This is a genomic window from Methanospirillum hungatei JF-1, from assembly GCF_000013445.1.
In the GTDB taxonomy this organism is placed as follows: Archaea; Halobacteriota; Methanomicrobia; order Methanomicrobiales; family Methanospirillaceae; genus Methanospirillum; species Methanospirillum hungatei.
The window spans coordinates 2,887,468-2,907,225 of the sequence record NC_007796.1 but is presented as its reverse complement, the minus strand read 5'-3'; the positions used below and the strand labels follow the sequence as shown (position 1 = coordinate 2,907,225).

The 19,758-nt window shown below is 49.5% G+C and carries 22 protein-coding genes; 9 read left to right on the top strand and 13 right to left on the bottom strand.

What is annotated here, in order from left to right; genetic code table 11:
* Nucleotides 1-9 precede the first annotated feature (9 nt).
* The 5 genes from MHUN_RS13750 to MHUN_RS13730 all read right to left on the bottom strand — a co-directional run bounded on the left by MHUN_RS13750 (nucleotide 10) and on the right by MHUN_RS13730 (nucleotide 4,679).
* Nucleotides 10-1,347: an FAD-dependent oxidoreductase gene (locus tag MHUN_RS13750; protein WP_048067553.1), complete on the bottom strand. Its 1,338-nt coding sequence runs from the start codon at nucleotides 1,345-1,347 to the stop codon at nucleotides 10-12.
* A 63-nt stretch (nucleotides 1,348-1,410) separates the two neighbouring features.
* Complete coding sequence (locus MHUN_RS13745) at nucleotides 1,411-1,887, bottom strand: CS domain-containing protein (protein ID WP_011449588.1); 477 nt, start codon at nucleotides 1,885-1,887, stop codon at nucleotides 1,411-1,413.
* On the bottom strand, nucleotides 1,877-2,497 hold the full coding sequence (locus tag MHUN_RS13740; protein WP_011449587.1) for an ArsR/SmtB family transcription factor: 621 nt from the start codon (nucleotides 2,495-2,497) through the stop codon (nucleotides 1,877-1,879). Before MHUN_RS13740 ends, MHUN_RS13745 begins: the two co-directional genes overlap by 11 nt.
* 33 nt (nucleotides 2,498-2,530) lie before the next feature.
* Nucleotides 2,531-3,991, bottom strand: a complete 1,461-nt coding sequence (guaB, locus tag MHUN_RS13735; protein ID WP_011449586.1) for an IMP dehydrogenase — start codon at nucleotides 3,989-3,991, stop codon at nucleotides 2,531-2,533.
* Between the two features lies 1 nt (nucleotide 3,992).
* Nucleotides 3,993-4,679 (bottom strand): (5-formylfuran-3-yl)methyl phosphate synthase, encoded by a 687-nt coding sequence (locus MHUN_RS13730; protein ID WP_011449585.1) that lies wholly within the window; start codon nucleotides 4,677-4,679, stop codon nucleotides 3,993-3,995.
* A 44-nt stretch (nucleotides 4,680-4,723) separates the two neighbouring features.
* On the opposite strand from MHUN_RS13730, the gene MHUN_RS13725 reads away from it, so the two are divergent.
* Together MHUN_RS13725 and tmk are read left to right on the top strand one after the other, a co-directional pair.
* Complete coding sequence (locus tag MHUN_RS13725) at nucleotides 4,724-5,404, top strand: HisA/HisF-related TIM barrel protein (protein ID WP_011449584.1); 681 nt, start codon at nucleotides 4,724-4,726, stop codon at nucleotides 5,402-5,404.
* The gene (tmk, locus tag MHUN_RS13720) at nucleotides 5,389-6,009 is read left to right on the top strand and encodes a dTMP kinase (protein ID WP_011449583.1); all 621 of its coding nucleotides are present in this window, start codon (nucleotides 5,389-5,391) and stop codon (nucleotides 6,007-6,009) included. Before MHUN_RS13725 ends, tmk begins: the two co-directional genes overlap by 16 nt.
* 8 nt (nucleotides 6,010-6,017) lie before the next feature.
* Here the strand turns inward: tmk and MHUN_RS13715 are convergent, their stop codons facing one another.
* The 4 genes from MHUN_RS13715 to MHUN_RS13700 form a co-directional block, all read right to left on the bottom strand.
* A complete protein-coding gene (locus tag MHUN_RS13715) occupies nucleotides 6,018-6,278 on the bottom strand; it encodes a hypothetical protein (protein ID WP_011449582.1) in 261 nt (86 codons plus the stop codon).
* Nucleotides 6,275-7,318: an ATP-dependent nuclease gene (locus MHUN_RS13710; RefSeq protein WP_011449581.1), complete on the bottom strand. Its 1,044-nt coding sequence runs from the start codon at nucleotides 7,316-7,318 to the stop codon at nucleotides 6,275-6,277. Before MHUN_RS13710 ends, MHUN_RS13715 begins: the two co-directional genes overlap by 4 nt.
* A gap of 107 nt (nucleotides 7,319-7,425) precedes the next feature.
* The gene (locus MHUN_RS13705) at nucleotides 7,426-10,023 is read right to left on the bottom strand and encodes a valine--tRNA ligase (protein WP_011449580.1); all 2,598 of its coding nucleotides are present in this window, start codon (nucleotides 10,021-10,023) and stop codon (nucleotides 7,426-7,428) included.
* Between the two features lie 91 nt (nucleotides 10,024-10,114).
* The gene (locus MHUN_RS13700; RefSeq protein WP_158498231.1) at nucleotides 10,115-11,110 is read right to left on the bottom strand and encodes a tetratricopeptide repeat protein; all 996 of its coding nucleotides are present in this window, start codon (nucleotides 11,108-11,110) and stop codon (nucleotides 10,115-10,117) included.
* Between the two features lie 174 nt (nucleotides 11,111-11,284).
* Between MHUN_RS13700 and MHUN_RS13695 the strand changes: the two genes are divergently transcribed.
* Entirely contained in the window at nucleotides 11,285-12,490 is a 1,206-nt protein-coding gene (locus tag MHUN_RS13695; protein ID WP_011449578.1) for a TIGR00297 family protein, read from the top strand.
* A gap of 5 nt (nucleotides 12,491-12,495) precedes the next feature.
* Here MHUN_RS13695 and MHUN_RS13690 read toward each other — a convergent pair whose 3' ends face one another.
* Both MHUN_RS13690 and MHUN_RS13685 read right to left on the bottom strand, forming a co-directional pair.
* Entirely contained in the window at nucleotides 12,496-13,347 is an 852-nt protein-coding gene (locus tag MHUN_RS13690; protein WP_011449577.1) for a hypothetical protein, read from the bottom strand.
* 3 nt (nucleotides 13,348-13,350) lie between these two features.
* Nucleotides 13,351-13,941 (bottom strand): pyruvate kinase alpha/beta domain-containing protein, encoded by a 591-nt coding sequence (locus MHUN_RS13685; RefSeq protein WP_011449576.1) that lies wholly within the window; start codon nucleotides 13,939-13,941, stop codon nucleotides 13,351-13,353.
* Nucleotides 13,942-13,980: 39 nt separating this feature from the next.
* Here MHUN_RS13685 and MHUN_RS13680 point away from each other — a divergent pair, with 39 nt between their 5' ends.
* The 3 genes from MHUN_RS13680 to MHUN_RS13670 all read left to right on the top strand — a co-directional run bounded on the left by MHUN_RS13680 (nucleotide 13,981) and on the right by MHUN_RS13670 (nucleotide 16,762).
* On the top strand, nucleotides 13,981-15,150 hold the full coding sequence (locus MHUN_RS13680; RefSeq protein ID WP_011449575.1) for a redox-regulated ATPase YchF: 1,170 nt from the start codon (nucleotides 13,981-13,983) through the stop codon (nucleotides 15,148-15,150).
* 44 nt (nucleotides 15,151-15,194) lie between these two features.
* Nucleotides 15,195-15,515 (top strand): hypothetical protein, encoded by a 321-nt coding sequence (locus MHUN_RS13675; protein ID WP_011449574.1) that lies wholly within the window; start codon nucleotides 15,195-15,197, stop codon nucleotides 15,513-15,515.
* Nucleotides 15,516-15,583: 68 nt separating this feature from the next.
* Nucleotides 15,584-16,762 carry a nucleotidyltransferase family protein gene (locus MHUN_RS13670; protein ID WP_048067552.1) on the top strand — a complete coding sequence of 393 codons (1,179 nt, stop codon included), beginning with the start codon at nucleotides 15,584-15,586 and terminating at the stop codon, nucleotides 16,760-16,762.
* Here MHUN_RS13670 and MHUN_RS13665 read toward each other — a convergent pair.
* On the bottom strand, nucleotides 16,735-17,562 hold the full coding sequence (locus MHUN_RS13665; RefSeq protein ID WP_011449572.1) for a CBS domain-containing protein: 828 nt from the start codon (nucleotides 17,560-17,562) through the stop codon (nucleotides 16,735-16,737). The genes MHUN_RS13670 and MHUN_RS13665 overlap by 28 nt on opposite strands.
* Nucleotides 17,563-17,685: 123 nt before the next feature.
* Between MHUN_RS13665 and MHUN_RS13660 the strand changes: the two genes are divergently transcribed.
* Nucleotides 17,686-18,390: a hypothetical protein gene (locus tag MHUN_RS13660; protein WP_011449571.1), complete on the top strand. Its 705-nt coding sequence runs from the start codon at nucleotides 17,686-17,688 to the stop codon at nucleotides 18,388-18,390.
* A 6-nt stretch (nucleotides 18,391-18,396) separates the two neighbouring features.
* Here the strand turns inward: MHUN_RS13660 and MHUN_RS13655 are convergent, their stop codons facing one another.
* Complete coding sequence (locus MHUN_RS13655) at nucleotides 18,397-18,978, bottom strand: HVO_0476 family zinc finger protein (protein WP_011449570.1); 582 nt, start codon at nucleotides 18,976-18,978, stop codon at nucleotides 18,397-18,399.
* Between the two features lie 31 nt (nucleotides 18,979-19,009).
* Between MHUN_RS13655 and MHUN_RS13650 the strand changes: the two genes are divergently transcribed.
* Nucleotides 19,010-19,450, top strand: coding sequence for a DUF371 domain-containing protein (locus tag MHUN_RS13650; protein ID WP_011449569.1), 441 nt, complete (start codon nucleotides 19,010-19,012; stop codon nucleotides 19,448-19,450).
* Nucleotides 19,451-19,549: 99 nt separating this feature from the next.
* Nucleotides 19,550-19,729, top strand: coding sequence for a hypothetical protein (locus tag MHUN_RS13645; protein ID WP_048067551.1), 180 nt, complete (start codon nucleotides 19,550-19,552; stop codon nucleotides 19,727-19,729).
* The last annotated feature ends 29 nt before the right edge of the window (nucleotides 19,730-19,758 follow it).

Genomic DNA, 19,758 nt, shown 5'->3' with positions numbered 1-19,758 from the left:
CAAAACTCTCTATGAACCTTTCTGGTTATCACTTTTTTTTCCGTTCAGATATTTCAGCAGCCAGGGTATACCGTCAGGAGATGGATGAACCTCGATAAACCGGTCAAATTCATCAATTCTGATATCACTATTCATCATCCATCCAAGATACGCCATGGCAACAGAAGCTACAGGGGAGGCCTCCGCAAGGCCGGTTAAATGTCCGTTCTCGTCAAATTCGATGGTTGCAGAACCGGTATGATGATTTGTCACTTCCCAGAAAGTGCCCGGGCCTGCTGGTCCAGGAATAGTAAGTCCTTTTCGGACTTCACCCGGTCGTCTGCAATATGCCACATCATGTTTCAGTTTGATAGCCTGAGGGATTGCAACCGGGTCAGGTTCAAATGGGTTTTTAAGGATAGCATCAGCAGCTTTTCGTCCCTGGTGCCGTGCAATTGGTGTCAGATAGCCGGTTCCCGTGACATCCCCGGCGGCATAGATACCTGGGACAGACGTCTCCATGCGATCATTGACCAGAAGGGCACCGTCAGGACCACAGGCAATATCTGATATAAAATCGGTATTCGGGATCATACCGGCAGCAAGCAGCACCGCATCGGCGGCAATCTCCCTCATTCCATCATTCTCCCGAATGATAACACCGGTGACACTCTCCTGTCCGGTGATTCCTGCAATGGTGACCTGCTCTTCAATGGTAACCTGGGAGAGATCCTTCCTGGCTTCCTTTATCAATTGCTCAGGAAACGCCCGAAGTAATGAACTTCTGGCAAGGATAGTCACCTCTGTTCCAAAGGAGCTGAATATATAGGCAAACTCAGCTGCAATGACCCCACTGCCGATGATGACCATCCGTTTTGGAAGGCTGGGCATTGAAAGAATGGTATGGGCGGTATAGACACCCGGAAGGCAGCAGCCCGATATCTCCGGAATTCGTGGGTGAGCTCCTGATGCAACAATGACCGCTTCACATGGAGTCTCAACCCCGTTGATAAGGAGCGTTCTTCCCTGGATCTCTGCAGAACCCCGGATGATCTCAACTCCGGCATGTATCGTCTCCTCCTCAAGAACGCCGGCGATAATTTTAATGATCTCCTGCATCTTCCGGATCAGAACCGGATACGAAAACCCTTCAGCTGACCCAAGAAATCCATACTTCTGAAATACCCGTGCCTGCTGCATGAATCGTGCCACATCATTTAAAGCACAGATGATCATGCACCCCTGATGCAGACACTGCCCTCCGACCCCCGCTGATCGTTTTTCAATCAATTGTACCTTTTTTCCTGCTCTGGCAAGCCGCATGGCCGCGTACCGCCCCGCCGGTCCGCCACCTATCACGACGATCATAAAAGAGTATCGGTCAGCGGTGATGATATACCAATTGAAATGAGATCAAAAAAGATGAGATGTTCAGGAGTATTCAGCCCCGGCAACAAATTCAGGATCTATTCCTGTCGGCTCTTCCGGGCGTTTTTCAAGCACGACATCCAGCACGCCGTTATGGTACGTCCATGAAGAGGTCTCCGGAATGATGGGAAACTGGAGATCAATGCTTCCGGACATGCCCTGCGTGCTGATATTACACCTGCGCTCGGTAAACTCAACACATGGTTCAATGGAGAGGTGTGGGGGGAGCTGAATGGTCAGGTAGGCTGTCATTCCTGCATCGACCATCTCATAGGCAAGTCCGGGTTTTTGATTCTGCCTGGAATCTGCCATCCCGGGATCCCGGTGATTCAGCCCTCCGGTTATGATTGCGCATCCGATAATACCTGGTTTTGCCGGTACTCCGTTCTGCATCTTTCGCATATTCTGTTCTAATGATGTGATCTGCTCAAGCAGTTTTACCAGGTTTTTGAGCAGGTCATCGTAGGGATTATTCGGCATATATACCTCGGAGTTCTAATCCTGTTCCTTTCCTGCATACGATACCTTCGTCCATCAGCTGACGGAGGGTACTGTCAACCGTCTCTGGAGGAAGGTCGGTCAGGTCCCGTATCTCTTCAGCATTCGTTGCCCCATGTGCGAGAGCAACCGATACCAGCATGCTTTCTTCTCCGCTTCCGGCCCGTTTCCCTTCATGGAGGACCTCGCTGATCTGGTGATCGATCTCCCGCTCCATCTCCTCCAACTTCCTGGCAAGTTCATCACGTTCCTGGATCATCTGCCTCAGTTTTTGCAGGGAGATGAGGAGCCGCTGTTCACCGGAGAGTACCATCGGGACCAGATCATGGCTCTGGACATCCAGATGTACCTGGATACTGATGTCATGCTCAAGGTAGTAATACTTTCTTCTTCGGTCATCATTTCGAAAACCCAAGATTCGAGCATCCTCGAGCATCTGGAGGTGATCAATGACGGCTTTGGGCGATATCATCAGCCGCTCAGAGATCTCCGTCACAAAACAGGGCTTTTCCCGAAGGAGTTCTATGATCCTTCTCCGGTTCCGGTTTCCCAGAATATCCAGAAGTCGGGCAAGCTCTGTCTGTTCCAACATCACTAACTCTATGTTAGTGAAAAATAGTATTTATTATATTCTATAGTTCGGCGCTTCGTCGGTGATGGTAATATTGTGCGGGTGGCTCTCATGATACCCGGCCTGGGTAATTCTGATAAACCTGGTCTTTTCATGCATATCCTGAATATTCCGCGCTCCGGTATATCCCATCGCTGATTTAAGACCGCCGATCATCTGGTAGATGACATCGGCGACCGGTCCGACATAGGGCGTTACCCCCTCAACACCTTCAGGCACAAACTTTGTCTTTCCAATTTCCTTCTTCTGGAAGTACCGATCTGAAGAAACCCCGGTGCTCATGACCCCAAGGGATCCCATACCCCTGTACTGTTTATATTTCCTGCTCTGGATAGTGACGATCTGACCGGGCGATTCATCCGTTCCGGCGAAGAGATTGCCCATCATAACCGAGTCTGCACCCGCGGCGATGGCCTTTGCGACATCTCCGGAAAATCTGATACCCCCGTCAGCAATGATCGGAACATCGGCATCTTTTGCCACTTCAGCAACTGAGGCAATGGCGGTAACCTGGGGAACACCGACACCGGCAACCACGCGTGTCGTACAGATTGACCCTGGACCAATCCCTACCTTCAGACCGTCAACCGAATCAACAAGGGCCTCTGCTGCCTGTTTTGTTGCAATGTTTCCTGCAACCACATCGACCTGAACACTACCCTTGATATCCCTGACACTCCTGACCACATTGAGGTTATGACCATGGGCACAGTCCACCACGATTGCATCAACCCCTGCTTCAACAAGGAGCATGGCCCGTGCGTGGTCAAAGGGTCCGACTGCTGCTGCAACCCGGAGGTTCCCATTATCGTCCCTGATTGCCTGGGGGAACTGACGTTTTTCCAGGAGTTCCTGCATAGAGATGATTCCGGTCAGGATCCCCTCACTGTCAACAACAGGAAGCCGCTCTACCTTCCTCGAGTACATCAGGTCAAAGGCATCATCAATAGAGATCCCTTCTTTGGCAACAATCGGTTCATGGGTCATAATGGATTTGACCGGCTGGTTCCCAATCCTGCTGACCATGGCCCGAAGGTCACGCCTGCTCACAATGCCGATGACTTTCCCGTCTTCCACTACCGGAACACCACCTATCCCGTGGTAGGTCATCATCCGGTCAACATCAGCGATGAGTGAATCCGGGGTGACCGTGAGCACTTCGCGCTGGATTATCTCAGACTCGTGCTTGACTTTCCTGACCTCTTCTGCCTCCTGTTCAGGGGTCATGTTCCGGTGGATAACCGTAATCCCTCCGGCCCGTGCAAGAGCCACTGCCATGGATGAGGTACTGACGGTATCCATTGCTGCACTGACGAGAGGAATATTCAAAGGTATGTTCCGTGAAAAACGGGTGGTGACATCTGCCTGATCCGGTTCCACCTCTGAAGCGGCCGGGACAAGCAGGATGTCATCAAAGGTAAGTCCTGTTTCAGCCTGTAATTTTTCGATATACATATTAATGAACCATACTGACTGCCTTTAAAACAAGTTCTTCCTGCACCATTGCTCTCCGGTCTCCGCCGCATACCATCCCCCGCACCCCGATAATATCTGGGTTGATCCGTTTGAGAATCTCAATATCCTCAAATTTTAATGAACCGGCAAGGGCAGTTTTGATCCCAAGTTTCTGGTTTAATTTGGTGAACTCGACAAGCCTGGTTTCATCCATAAATTCAAAAGTCGATTTGCCATCTTTAATGCCCGTGTCCACCATGGAGATATCGGCACCGGCTTTTGCAGCGAGAGGTGCCATATCATATGGTGAGATGGTTTCGAGGCGTTCCCAGTCTGAATATGCAGCGATAACTACCATCTTTTCCGGATAGGTCTCTTTCACTGCACGGGTAACGGAATGAATCAGCATCTCAGCTTCTTCGATTCCATCAAACATCAGCCCAATCTTTATATAATCTGCACCGGCTGCGGCAGCTCCAAGGGCTGTAAGCGCTGCTCCTCCTGGCTTATAGTCAAAATCTCCAATGGCTGCACTGACTGGTTTATGAGTAAGATCTTTTATTGCCCTGATTATCCAGGGAAAAGAGGCTCCGAGAGATCCTTCTTCAGGACGTTTCACATCGACAATATCGGCTGAAAGTGCCTTCTTTGCTTCTTCTATTGTTGCTGGGCTGACAAGCAACTGCATACATTTTATGGAACCGGTATCTAAATAGTGATTACGTTTGGAATATGGACCTATATCTTGCCACAGATTTGAAATCCGGAAAAATCGTTCATGGAAAGAGCGGTATGCGGGACAGATACGTCCCGGTAACATCATTGCACGCAGATACGGCTGAACCGATCCGCTTTATAGAACAGATGAAACCCCGATTTTTATATATTGCAGATTTGGACCGGATCTGCGGAACAGGGGATCATGATCCCCTGATTCCTGAACTTGCAGAGCGGACTGAACGCATACTCCTTGACCGTGGATGTAAAGGCCCCTATGATATGCTGGATATTTTTGGCGTCAGTATGATCGTGGGGACTGAGACCGCTGCAGATACGCTCGCTCAGTTCACAAAGGGCGTTCTCTCAGTTGATATTAAAAATGATCTTGTGATACCCTGGAACATAGATCCTGTTACATTTCTCTCAACCTGCAACCGGTACCGGTTTGAGATGGTCATACTCCTTGACATTGGCCGGGTCGGAACCGGGCGGGGACTTGATAAGGAAATGTTATCACAGTTCAGGGAAGTATATACAGGACCCCTGCTCTGGGGGGGAGGTGTCTCATCAGAAGAGGATCTGGCACTCCTTGAAAAAGCCGGGTTTGACGGGGCAATTATTGCAACCGCCGTTCACTCCGGGAAAATACCCGTTGAGTATATCAGGAGGGGAACATTCTGCTCGTCACCATAGAGGGTATAGACGGGAGTGGGAAATCAACCCTTCACAAAGCTCTTGGCCCATATCTTGCCGATCTGAATCCGGTGATAACCTGTGAACCTGGGTCCACCTGGATTGGTGAGGCAGTCCGTCGTGCCATCCGGGAACATGCCGACCCCATCGCCGAGGCTCTCCTGTTTGTTGCTGATCATGCTGCCCATCTCCGGGAAGTCGTCCGGCCGGCCCTGTCAGAGGATCGTCTGGTCATATCTGACCGGTATATTGACAGCAGACTAGTCTACCAGCAGGTTACCCTTGACGGGATTATTCCTGACCCCCGTACCTGGTTACGGGCCGTCCATCAGGGGTGGACGATCATGCCGGATCTTACTATCCTGCTTGCCGTTCCGGTACCGGTCGCCCTGGAACGGACCGGTAAACGCGGGAGCGGGGAACATTTTGAGCAGGAATCAGTGCTGACCAAAGTTCAGGAGTATTATATGCAGCTGGTTGAAGAGGATACAGCCCGGTTCCTTATACTGGACGGGACTTTGCCACCAGAGCATATACTAAAAGTTGCAGGTGAGGCGATCCGGTTCCGGTTTGATGAGATGAACAGAAAGAAAAAGAAGTCGTAATGCCTGGTTCATTCTTTGAAATTGGATGCAATTTTATATATGGCGTCCAGTTTCTCAATCACTTCAGGTTCAATCTCCTCAGGGCTAATATATCGGGCAATTTCATAATAGCCACCCTTGCTGAGCAGGACTTTTTGTCCTGACTTTTTAAAAAACTCGGCAAAGAGTGGTTCAAGGAAATCATCACTCATCTTTGTTTCAGACCACCACCGATCATTCCGGTCACGAAATGCTCTGGGAGGGATTGCATCAACAAGACATTCTATCATGACTTTTCAAGCCTTGCCTTCTTTTCGATAAGATGGGGTTTCCCGATAAATGCCACTACAGCAGCCTTATCCGCTGCTTCATTCAGGACAACTTCAGAATGACTTGCTGCAATGATCTGACTGTTTGTTTTTCGTGCAGAATGGATGAGGAGATTAAAGATCTGACGTTGTCGTAATATTTCAAGATGGGCATCCGGTTCATCCAGAAGGAGAACGGCTCCTGGATGTGAGTACACATAGGCAAGAAGGAGAAGTGTCTGATGTAATCCCCTGCCTGCTGATGAGATATCAAGGATGACTCCGGTCCCCATCTCTTCATAGACCATAGTAATTTCCCCCCGTTCAATAATGTACTCCGGAGGATGCAGGGTGACTCCAAACAGTTCTCTGATAGTATTGACAACCGAAATCCAGGGTTCAGTATCGCTTGATGAACTTATCTGATAACAAAGATTTCTCAAAACGTCTGCTGTTCTGCCTTCACCTATCTTTACGTTAATGGCTCCGGTCTCTAACTTAATCTCATGTGCTGCAAGACCTGACATCGGCGGAAGGAATGCTATGGCAAACCCGGTAATCTCTTTTGGAATAGGATATACATGCCCGGTTTTGTCTTTTATCGGGCGACAATAGAGAGACTCCGGGTTGGCATAATCAAATTCAAGACCGCATACCCAGGGTTTATTGTTGGTAATTCCTTCAACAATAATTACAATCGGGATGTCTGGTGTAGCCTGCTGTCTCTCTGGCAGAGCCATTCTGTGTATCTGAAGATCACGCCAGAGCAATGAGGCTGCAGGAACAGGAACCGCGAGAAGATCCCTGCGGTTTATGGTGATTCCTGGTGTTTCTTTATCAGGGAAGTCAGTCTCCTTTTTTCCGAGAATTTTGGAGATGCCGATCGCAAAAAGAGTAAGTGCCTGAAGGGCCGTGGTTTTTCCTGAATTATTCGGGCCGATAAAAACCACCGGGTCTCCAAGAGGTATCGTCACATCATCGAATTTTTTGAAATTCCGGATAGTGAGTGATGTCAGTGTCATTGCTAGGAAAGACTTATGGTATATATGCTTAACACTGAAGGATATTTGATTTTCCCCCACCACTTGAGGATTGAAAAAAGGTTGATTGATAATTTCTGACAGCCGGGTTACTGCTCTATCGTTATTACCAGACTGTCACTGACAGGGATCAGGTCGACACTGGCTCCTGCAACGGTATAGGAGAGCTGGGGAATTACTGAACCTTCAGGCACTGCAATCTCTTCTCCATCGACGGTAATCATGGCCGGAACAGATGTAAGACTCTCTTTTGGTAATGCCTCGATTGCCTGCATGAACCCTTTTGCCTTCCCTCTGAGCTTCGGGCCGATGATACCCATGTCAAACTTCACCCCGCTGACTACCTGTGTCAGTTCAGGCATACCGGTCTTCCAGGTAAGGGTACAATTAGATGCAGTGCTTGCATCTCCTGCATCATCAACTGCAAGAGTGGTATATACGGTCACATTGCCGAGCGGTGCATTCAGGGCAAGGCCTTTGTCATGCTTGTACCGTCTTATCTCGGAGATGACCTGAACCAGGATCTCACCAGATCTGACTGCTTCTTCATCTTCATAGGAGAATGTTACCCAGGGTTGCTGATGAACAGAACTCTCCTCCATAAAGGACCAGACTTCTTCTGCAAAATACGGGGTAAAGGGTGCAAGCATCCGGCAGATTGCATCCATGGATGTCCGGATTGCAACACAGGCCCCGTCACGCGTATCAGAATCCGAGTACAGCCTGCCCTTTACGATCTCGATATAATTGTCTGCTAGAACATCCCATGCAAACTCCCGTATCGCTTTCAGAGCCTTGTCAAACTGGTAGGTTTCAAGGGATTCTGATACATCCCGGACGGTCTGGCTTAATTTTGTTAAAAGCCATCGGTCTGCGAGAGCGGTTACCTGTGCATCAGCCTTGTATTGGGCCCGGTCAAGCTGCATCAGGGCGAAGCGTGAGATATTCCACATCTTGGTAAGGAACCGGTTTGCCGCGACCACGTCATTCCAGTTAAACTGGATATCTGAGCCGGTGGCAGCACCAAGAGCAGCCCATTGACGGAGTGAGTCAGCACCGTACTGCTCTAGAATCTCTTCAGGGACGGTAACATTGCCCCTGCTCTTACTCATCTTAAATCCGTCTTCTCCGAGAACCATCCCGTTTACCAGGATCTGCTCCCAAGGTTTGCCACCGGTGAGGGATACTGCACGAAGTATCGTGTAAAATGCCCAAGTCCGAATGATATCATGGCCCTGTGGACGAATCTGTGCGGGGAACAGGGGAGGCACTTTTTGTGTTCCATCCCAGCCGGTTACGTGCATCACCGAGATGGAAGAGTCCATCCAGGTATCAAGGACATCAGTCTCAGGGATATAGTTCGAGCTGCCACATTTCGGGCATGGCCGCTTTGGTGCATCAACCGTCGGATCAACGGGCAGTTCGCTCTCCTCCGGGAGGATGATCTCACCACAGTCCTTACAGAACCAGACCGGGATGGGTGAAGCAAAGATCCGCTGCCGTGAGATACACCAGTCCCACTCCATCTGGGAGATCCAGTTCTCCATCCGGAGAAACATATGCTCGGGGTACCATTTGACCTCTTTTGCGGCTTTTAATGCGGCTTCATGCGGGATCCTGACAAACCACTGATGCTCGGAGAGAATCTCAATAGGTGTCTTACACCGCCAGCAGGTCCCGACACGCTGCTCGAGTGGTTCCTGACGGAGCAGAATCCCTTCGGACTTCATATCGGCAAGAATAGCTTCCCGGCAGCTGGTGGTATCCATCCCCTCATACTTCCCGGCAATCTGGGTCATATGACCGGTCTTGTCTATTGCTTTTCTGAGCGGGAGATTATGGACCTTCCACCAGATGACATCCTGCTTGTCACCAAAGGTACAGATCATAACGGCCCCTGAACCAAAGGACGGGTCTACCGCTTCGTCACAGATGATGGGGACCTCATGACCGAACAGGGGCACTTTCAGGTGTTCGCCTTTTCGATCTTTATACCGGTCGTCATCAGGATGGACGGCAACTGCCACACAGGCTGCCAGAAGTTCCGGCCGTGATGTTGCGATCTCCAGTCCGGAGAAGTTGAAGTAGTTGAGTTTTGTTGTACGGTCGCTGTAATTGACCTCGGCAAATGCGATGGCGGTCTCACACCGTGGACAGAAGTTAACCGGATGGTCAGACTGGTATATCTGCCCTGCGTGGTACATCCGCAGAAATGAGAGCTGGGTCTTGCCGAAGTACTCCGGCATCATGGTGATGTATTCGTGGCTCCAGTCGATTGAAAAAGCCATCCTGCGCATGGATGCCCGCATCTTCCTGATATTGCCAATCGTCAGTTCACGACACATCTCACGGAACTTCTGCCGGTCAACATCATTTTTGGTGATCTTGTGGATCTCTTCAACCTTCACTTCGGTTGGAAGGCCATGGCAGTCCCACCCCTGCGGGAACATGACATTGTACCCCTTCATTCGCTTGTATCTGGCTAAAAAGTCGATATAACACCAGTTGAATGCATTTCCGATATGAAATTCCCCGGTTGGGTATGGTGGTGGCGTATCAATGACAAATTGTGGTTTTTCAGAACCTTCTTTAAAGTAGACGTCTTCATCCTTCCACGTCTGCTGCCATCGTGCTTCCACCTCACGATAATCATAGGTTTTGGGAAGTTCCCGCAAGACCCGAGACATTGCCCATACGTTTGAAGGTAAAGGGTAATGTAGATGATGGAATGTCAGTCCCTGATGTCTGGTGTTTAGGGCGTATGAAAAAGGAGAAGAGTTAACAGAGTGAGCCGATACCGCACGTGGGAATACTGTCACTGGAACTGTACCTGGATAGAGCTATCGGAGCGTAGGTATTCATCGCCTGCTCTTTCGCACGTTGAGCTTCCTCCTTTCTTCCCAGTTTCTGCAGGACCCGGGAATAGTTGTTCCAGATATCTGAGCCAAACATACCCAGTTTTATTGCATGGTCATAGGCATCAGCTGCTTCGTTGTACCTGCCAAGGGATGAAAGAAGATCCGCATACTCCGACCAGATTTCAGGCTGCGCATCGAGAAGTTTGAAAGACTGATTAAACGCATCAAGCGCTTCCGGGGTTTTTCCTGCCTTCTGAAGAAATGACGCATATGAAGCATATGCCCCGGCATCATCCGGTGCAAGGACCAGAGTCCGGTTCATCACATCGATGGCCTCTTTCGTCTTTCCAAGAGAGAAGAGGACATCTGCAAGTTTCTTGAGGATAGGGGCTGAATCCTTTTCAGCAAGGGCTTCATTATATATCACTTCTGCTTCGGTCAGCCGTCCAAGACCTGTAAGGACATCTCCGTAGGAGCTGAGAGTTTCTGAATCAAGTGTTCCAAGGGATTTCAGATCTGCATATGCATCGGCTGCGTACCTCATCTCACCGATGGCAGCAAGTCCTTGGGCTTGTTTTTTCAAGGAGGTAAAGTCAAGCCCCACTGATGTCCTGTTTACCACGGTCTGTTTTGGTCTTCCACCGGTGATGCTGTCCCTGATACTGGATGACCAGGGGATAACATATACATAGTCATACGTATAGGAGGTATTGGCACCAGGGAGTTCACACCAGCAGGTCGGATAGTACATGCCAAGAGAGTAATAGGTATGATCCGTGGTGATTGCTTTTGATGTATTTCCATCTCCGAAGTTCCATTTGACTGAATCACACTCTTCTCCGCCGGGGAAGGTAAAATATACTTTCAGAGGATTTTTTCCCTCGGTTGGTGCGTAGGTAGGTCCTGCTGATACCATGAATGTAAGACTAAAAATAAGTGCAATTATGAATGTAAATCTTCGTAAAATGTAACCAGTATTGAAATCCTGCATAGGAAAGTGACTCCTTCGTACCCATCGATGCCGGAGGTTATAGGGTTTCGGAAGGGCTCTGGATAGATTATATTGAGTGACTAGCTAAATACGTACCCTATGTTGCACACAGTGAGATGGATTGCATTTATTCTGGCGGTTCTTCTCCTGATAATATCACCCTATCTCCCGACCGGGGTTCCGGGACTCCTGGTTATCATTGCCGCCCTGTCTATATGGTTTAGAACAGCTGAAAAATGGCTCTCGATAGCACTCGGGTTCATCGGGGTGCTTGGTCTTATTGGAATCCTCCCGGTTTTTGTTTTATATGCTGCGATCCTCATTGTTACAACCAAGGAGCTGGTCTTCTCCCTGACGGGTGGGAAAACTATTGAATATGCCCTGTCGTTTATCTGTGCTCTTCTTATCACGGCATTTGTGATGGAGTATCTGGGAGAGCAATCCTGGCTTTCCGCCGTTGTCGGTGCAACGGTTTGTGTCCTCCTTCATTCAATCCTGGGTTCACAGAGAAATGCAACCGCCATTGAACTGGTGGTGGTGGCACTGGTTATGCTTCTTATTGAAGATCTTGAGTATGAGGCTGCATTTCCTCTAGTCGGAACCGCCGTTGTGATTGCCTTCGGGTTTAGTTATTTTGCCTACCGGCTGAAGACCGCTGACATCCCCGGGCTCTTCTCAGCTGCCCTTGTCGGGGTCATTCTCATCGTTTTTGCAGGGATATCGTGGTTCCTGATTATGCTCGCGTTTTTCATTCTTGGGGCGGTTGCTACCCGGTACCAGATGGATTATAAAAGGTCGCTCCATGTGGAAGAGGCGAAAGGAGGTGCCAGGGGATATGTCAATGTGTTTGCGAATGGCCTGGTATCTGTCTGCGCTGCTATTGGTTATGGTGTCACCCAGCACCCGGTTTTCATTGCGGCATATCTCGGGAGTGTTGCAACTGCTGCAGCAGACACCGTTGCAGGTGAGATCGGTGTATGTTCAGGCAAACCCCGCCTTATTACTACACTCCAGCCGGTCCCTGAAGGAACAAATGGTGGCGTCTCCTTTTTAGGAGAGGTAGCAGGACTTTTTGGCGCGATCTTTATATCAGCCTGTGGTGTGCTGCTCGGAGTCGCTGACTTTTCACTATTTGTCGCAGCAATGATCGGCGGATTTATCGGTACGAATCTTGACAGTCTGCTTGGAGAACTCTTTGAAAATAAGCATATGTGGGGGAATGCAGGAACCAATTTCCTTGCAACTTTGGGGGGAGCGATAATTACTGCCGTTCTCTGGGCAATACTATCCTTTTTTACCGGGTAAACCGGTTAAAGCCTGAAATGTCTTCCCTTTTCATCCCTTTCCCCTGATAAATCCCAGACAACATCAGTTGCATCCAGATAACACTCGTATTTGAAGATAAACAGGCTTGGTACGAGAAGAAACGTAACAAATCCAAAGACCAGTGCGGTAACAATTATCCCTTCCGGCCCGATGAGAGCCTGCCAGTCGGTCAGGGTATACTGTGAAAATACCTCCTGCTGCTGGGTCAGATTCATCTCAATGAACTGGGTAAACCGGCTCCCAAGAATCGCTCCCCACAGGAATGCTCCGAAGACGGATACGATTACTGCAATAATCCCGCTGACAACAAAAAACCAGATGGCGGTGATAATTTTAACTGTGACAAGTTCCATGCTCCGTTTCAGGGTGCCAAATATCTTTGTCCGCTCACATACCGCGACGTTGTCAATATAGAGTGAGAAGAGCAGAGCCGGAATGCCAATCCCCAGCATGAGCCCGGTCAGAGCAAAGGGATCACTCCCATATCCCATGATAGACAGAGGAACGCTTAGCAGGAGTGCTAGCACGACAACGAAACCAGCAAGGACTATGACCGGAAGAACAATCGGAAAATAACCCCGAAGGGCGACCGTGACCAGGATCTTCATGTTCTTCTCATCGGTTTCTAAATGATAATTGAGCACACTAAGAAAGAACGGGAATGCAATTGCGCCCAGCATGGCAATCTTTCCGGCAAGAAACATCCCGCCGGTGAACTCAAGCCAGATGACAAGGGCTGCAATACACCCCGCGTATATTCCCGGTATCCAGACGATCGGCCTTCTGAAGAGATGGCGCATCGTATTCTTGATGGTCAGGGGTAATACTGATAACATAATTTATCTGTCCCGTGGCATTGCGACGATCTCCCTGACCTGGAGATCGAAAAATCTCTGGGTGTGAGACGGTTTGATAACACAGACGGTATCGACTCCGCTCGCGGTCCCTCCAAGGGCAATGACCTCATCCGATACGCCGATAGCACCCTGGTCTGCCGCAATAAGGGTGCACTCAACGGCCACCTTCAGTCCAACCGCGATGATCCTGCGAAGTGCTTCTGCAACCGCTTCACTTCGCGATCCCCCGCTGACTTTGGGTGAGGACGAAAATGCGCGCTCCAGGCCTGACAGGACATGAGTGCCGGTAATTATCGTCACTCCGGCTTTTCTGAGGTCTGCTGCTAGGTCTGCATCAAACTCCCAAACTCCGGGGTTTGAAAAACCGACAACATGGGTTACAATCACAAGATGAAGGGGTGTTCCTTTCAGTTCTTCATATGCCACCCGTGCGGTCTCACCACTCGTGCTTGGCACGAGTATCGTGGAAATTCCAAGTTCCTGTGCACGTTCAGCACCAATCCTGATCGCATCCCTGGTGTTGGCTTCACCTGGTTTATCAAAATAATACACTTTTTTGGTGCAGTATCCCATACATACCTGTTAGTTCGCACTGGGATTTGAGGACCATCTATGATCACCCTCGCACTTGCTGGAAAACCAAACTGTGGCAAATCGACATTATATCGGGCAGCAACCATGGCACCGGCCGAGATTGCCAATTATCCGTTCACGACAATTGATGCAAACCGGGGGGTTGCCTATGTACGGGTTCCCTGCCCCTGTACCAGTCTTGCGCACCGGTGTGGCGTTTGCGCAGATGGGATCAGATATATTGCCGTCCACCTGATTGATGTTGCAGGCCTGGTGCCCGAGGCACATACCGGGAAGGGTCTTGGAAACCAGTTCCTTGACCACCTTCGTCAGGCCGATGCCATCATTCAGGTCATCGATGCTAGCGGTAGTACGGACATTGAAGGAAATCCGGATAATCCGGGGAGTCATGATCCCCTTGAAGAGATCCCCATGCTCAAGACCGAGATGGCGATGTGGCTTTTTGGGATCATCGAAAAGCATTGGCCAAAGATGCAGAGACAGGCCCAGTCTCGCTCATTCTCCATCTATGCAGGACTTGCCGATATCCTTGCCGGCCTCTCCATTCAGGAGGAACATGTGATGGAGGCAGAGCGTGAGGCAGGGATAGAGCTCAGGCTGACAGCATCCGGTGATCTGATTGAATTTTCAAAAATCCTGATGCGAAAAGCAAAACCGATGATTATCGCCGGTAATAAGGCAGATCTTGCCTCTCCAGAACTACTCACAAAGGTGAAGGATTCAGGTGCCATCCTGACATCGGGCGCAGCAGAACTCGCTCTCCGGACCGCTGCCGCATCGCATATGATCATCTATCATCCGGGTGATGCATCCTTCTCCATTCCTGACAAGGGAAAACTGAGCGATGCCCAGAAAGCAGGTCTTATGAAGATGAAGGCCTATATGGATGCACATGGCGGTACGGGAGTGCAGGAGATCATCAACCGGGCGGTCTTTGAGCTGTTGGATATGATCGTCCTGTATCCGGTTGAGGATGAGACGCATCTGACAGACGGTCAGGGCAGGGTTCTTCCTGATGCCTTCCTGATGAAGAAGGGATCAACCCCGCATGATCTTGCCTACCAGGTGCATACCGATATTGGAAAGGGATTTTTGTATGCAATCGATGCAAAGACAAAGATGCGGATTAAAGAGAGTGCAGTCTTAAAAGATGGCGATATCATCAAGATCGTCAGTACCGCAAAATAAATCCGCATCTTTTTATACTAATGAACTAATATAATGGATTACATATGGGCGGCGAGGTGTATCAGGCCCAGGTTTTAAAGAACTTCTTTGACACGATCACGGGTACCGACAGGAATCTGACCCGGATATACATGTGTGTCATCAGCCTTGCCAAGCTTCGTGGTGAAGACGTGGAGATGATCGGTCACCTGGTCGAGCAGTTAAAACAGAGTAAAGTAAAGAAGGAACTCTCAATTGACGTGCTTGATTATATGTGTGGCATCGCATCAGAGCTCGAGATTACCGCCGTGAAAACCGCGTTCGGCGTTAAGGATATCTCTGAGGTTGTCCAGGACTTTGACTCGGTCAGTCTGGACAGTCTGTAATCATTTTTGGGTTTTGAAACCCTGCATTTGTCATATCCTTAAATGTCCGCAGATCCTACATACTCGATATGAAGGTCTGTATCATGTGCGGTGGCGAGGGAACACGCCTCCGTCCGCTTACGTTTGAACGCCCGAAACCATGCATCTCAATCGTTAACAAACCTTCAATAGAGCATCTGGTATCCCATCTCTCAAACCTTGGATTTCATGATATCATCATCACCGTCGGGTACAAGAGCGATGCAATAGAGCAGGCGCTGGGAGATGGAGCCCTGTTCGGTGCTACCATCAATTACGTGTATGAGGAGACAAAGCTCGGAACGGCCGGGAGTGTGAAAAATGCCCGTCATCTCCTTGGTGAAAAGCCATTCCTGGTCGTCGGCGGTGACCACTTAACCGATATCAATCTCCTGGAATTTTACCGCGAACATCTCAAACACTCACCTATTATCACCATTGGGCTTATCAGTGTTGATGATCCCTCCGAGTATGGCATAGCCGAGATTGATGTGGATAACAGAATCCGACGGTTCAGGGAAAAGCCTGGTCCGGGTGAGATCTTCTCAAACCTTGCCTCAACCGGGATGTATGTCTGTTCTCCTGATATCTTTGATTACATTCCTGATGGGACCAAGTTCGACTTTGCAAAAAACCTCTTCCCACTGCTCATGGAAAAGGGCATGATCCTTGACGGATGGCTTGCACGGGGGAACTGGTCTGATGTCGGAAGCCCGGCATCCCTCCGGCTTGCAGAAAAATGGAAACTCCAGGAGATGAGCTATGCAAACATCTCCGGTGATATGGATATCAAAAACGCCCACATTCAGGGTCCGGTAGACTTTGGCGGATCCATCTATGTCGGGCATAACAGTCGGATCATCGGACCGGTTGCTATCGGGAGCGGGACATCTATTGGGGACAATGTCCTCATCGGGCCATACACATCAATAGGGAAGAACTGCATTATCCGGAACAATGTCCGCGTCCTCTCCTCTTCCTTCTATAACCGGGTGGTCATCGGGCAGGGAACGTCGGTGTCAGGTGCGATTATCGATAATGAGGCGATGATCGGTGACTCATGCAGCATTGAGCATGGGTCTGTCATCGGTCCCCGGACGGTTATCAGAAACCGGGTGACTGTTCACTCAAATACCCGCATCTGGCCGGATATGGTGATCCCTGATGGAACGACCGTGACCGAACATATGCTCAATGATTCCTATGATACGCGGTGTGAGGGATCCTGAGATTCAGGGACTACGGTCCCCACCCCTCCAAACCGGTGTGTTCCGGCAACAAGAGGATGGCGGGCATAGTCCATGATCTGGATGTCATCGATGGTTTTGAGGTTCATCGCTTTTGCCGTCCGCTCAAGACCAAGTTCCAGATTTTCCAGGATCTCGATGATATATGCCTCAAGAATCTTGATCCCGAGTCTTCTTGCAGCGACCGCCCGGTGATGCCCGTCGACCAGGATAAGACGGCCCGGCTTTTTTATCACGATGACCGGTTCAGCAAGTCCTTTTTTAATCTCATAAATCCTGCCTTCGAGTTCGTCCATGTAGATCCGAGACTGGGTGGGAAGGAGCATATGGACCTGGACCGGTCCTTTTGACAGGTGTGGTTTTATCTCATGGAGCCGTTCGATGGTATCCATCAGTTTGTAGACCTTCTCTGGAGAGACATGTTCTATCTGGGATCGCACGACGTCAGTATTGGAGATGATGCCAAGCAGTTCATTCTTCTCATTTACAACCGGCAGTTTCTGAATACCTGAGCGGATGATAACCCTGGCAACATCGCTGATAGCCATCTCGGGATCTGCAACGATGAGATGATGGCTCATGATCTCTCTGACCGGAGTATCCGGGTGCACAAACAGGAGATCCCGTGCAGCAATATATCCCACTACAACATTCCCGTCAACAACCGGGAACCCGTCATGAGAGGTGACCCTGATTGCATGGATTACCTCTCGCGCGGTCCCCGTCAGAGCGACGGTATCCACGTCGGTGGTCATGTAATCACGGACCCTCTTTTTTTCCATACGAATCTACTCACCGTTTGCAGGTATGAATCCATCGTTTCAAAACCTGGGAAATATCCTGATACCTGACCGGTCAATATCAAGTTGCATCCTTTATCTTCCGGCAGGGTTTACGTAATAGGAATGAAAGGATTCCGCCACCAGCCTTCAGAAAAGAAAGAAGAGACAAACTGGACGAAAATTGGAATCGTCGCAGTCTGTGTTCTGATGGCTGTCTTTATGGTTGTATCAATGTTCGGTATGTCATGGCTGAACATCTTTACTCAGGCAAAGCCGGGAAACACTGCACTCGTTGATTTTACCTTCCGTGACGCGCAGGACCGTCCGGTCGTAACCAGTGTCCTTTCTGTAATCACCAAGGCACAGGACCCGTCGGTCATGACCTTTAAGGCAAATTCACTTCCGGTCAGAGTCAATGTCTCATCAGGCGAGGATCTTATTCCGATTCAGGTCGTAAACCCGTATAATGAATACGGAGTCATGGAGTTTGGTCTCTTCGGCCCTGAGGTTGATATGATCAGTAACTCGATTGCCGGCATGGGTGTTGGTGATTCAAAGGTTCTGACCTACCCGTATGCAGGACAGATGTCCAGGCAGATGAGCATTGAACAGTTTGTCAATATCACCGGAGAGAGTTTTGCAAATGTCAAGAAAGGAGATCAGGTTCCACTGGCATTCATTGACCAGCCACAGATCCCCCTGGATAATGCAACCCCGACGTCATATATCAGGACTGCAACCGTTATTGACCGGGATGCAGCAAATATCACGTTAAATTACGGATATCCAACGGTAGAGATCACACTGACCAAACTGACAACATCATAAAACCGGCTATAGCCGGTAGGCATAAATCCGTTTGATGCGGTTTGCCACTTCATATTTTCCTTTTCTTCTTTGAATCATGCCGTTCCTGAGGCAGATATGATCGATTCTTGCCCTGACCCGGTCAATGGATACAATCTCATCTATCGTAAACCGGTCATCCCCGTCACAGGCAACGTACATCGGGATTGTCTTTTTTCCGTCATGAACAGAGATTCTGACAATGACCTCGTCGATTGCCCGTGACCAGATGGTGTTTATCTCCTCGGCAACGGCTTTCTGTACCCGCTTATTACCAACTTCCAGTGACATGATCTCGACACCGGCGCCCTCTCCGTCATCCCGTTCGGCAACGATGTAGTCACCGACTTCGACAACCTCTCCTTTCATCAGTTCAGCCTTCGCGACGAATGATTCGGCTTCTCTGCTGACGATGGTTTTGATATACACCGGTTCAGGTTCAGGCGGCAGGGGTCTTCGGGATGTCAGTCCGCAGACGGTGCAGCGGATGATGAGATCGCGTGATTCACTCAGAACCTCCTGTTCTGTCTCTTCTTTACAAGTTGCACAATAGGCATCTACCAGATCCATTGATTACACATGGAAGAGAGTGTGTAAATACATGGTCAGGGAAGAGGAGTATCTTACTGCTCACGGGCATCCGAATGTAACTGCAACTCATCGCACAACCTTTGAGATAACGAAAGAGGATGAACTTTCCCTGGCAGGCAGTTGTATTATCGCGGTGGGAGCTGACAAAGGAGCGCTGGATCTCAGCCGTAGATTTCGTGATGCATTGCACCATCCGGATTGTCGGCTTACCACCACACTGAGTTGCGGCCCGTATGAAGTGCAGATAACTTCACGGGGAGATCCCGGTCTTTCACTTACTCATCCGACTGACCTGGTCTGGAGACGTTCATCCTTCACCTGCGGGCGGACCATTGGTATCTATGCTGACCGTACTGCCCGTGATTTGCCCAGGGAGATGATAACCCTTCTCGCCGGTGGTGCAGATGTGTGCGTTCTGCTGGTGGCAGAATATTTCTCCCCTGAAGACTGATGTGGTCAAAGTCAAGGTAAAAATCCGATATTTGGGAATGGTTTATTACTATCCTTGAAACAAACGTGTATTGTAATTCAAGACTGGAGGATAATCTATATGGATAAAATGGGACTTGGAATGTTAATTGTCGGCATCCTGCTTGTCATTGGTGGTGCCTATGGTATCTGGTTTTTCCTTCCTGATGTCATCAATGTCGTCAAGGGTGCAATCGGGATTGTTGCCCTGCTCATTGGTATCATGCTCGCCGGAATCGGTTTTATCCTCGTCAAGGATTAAAAAAAGATGCAGAGGAGTCTCTGCACAGA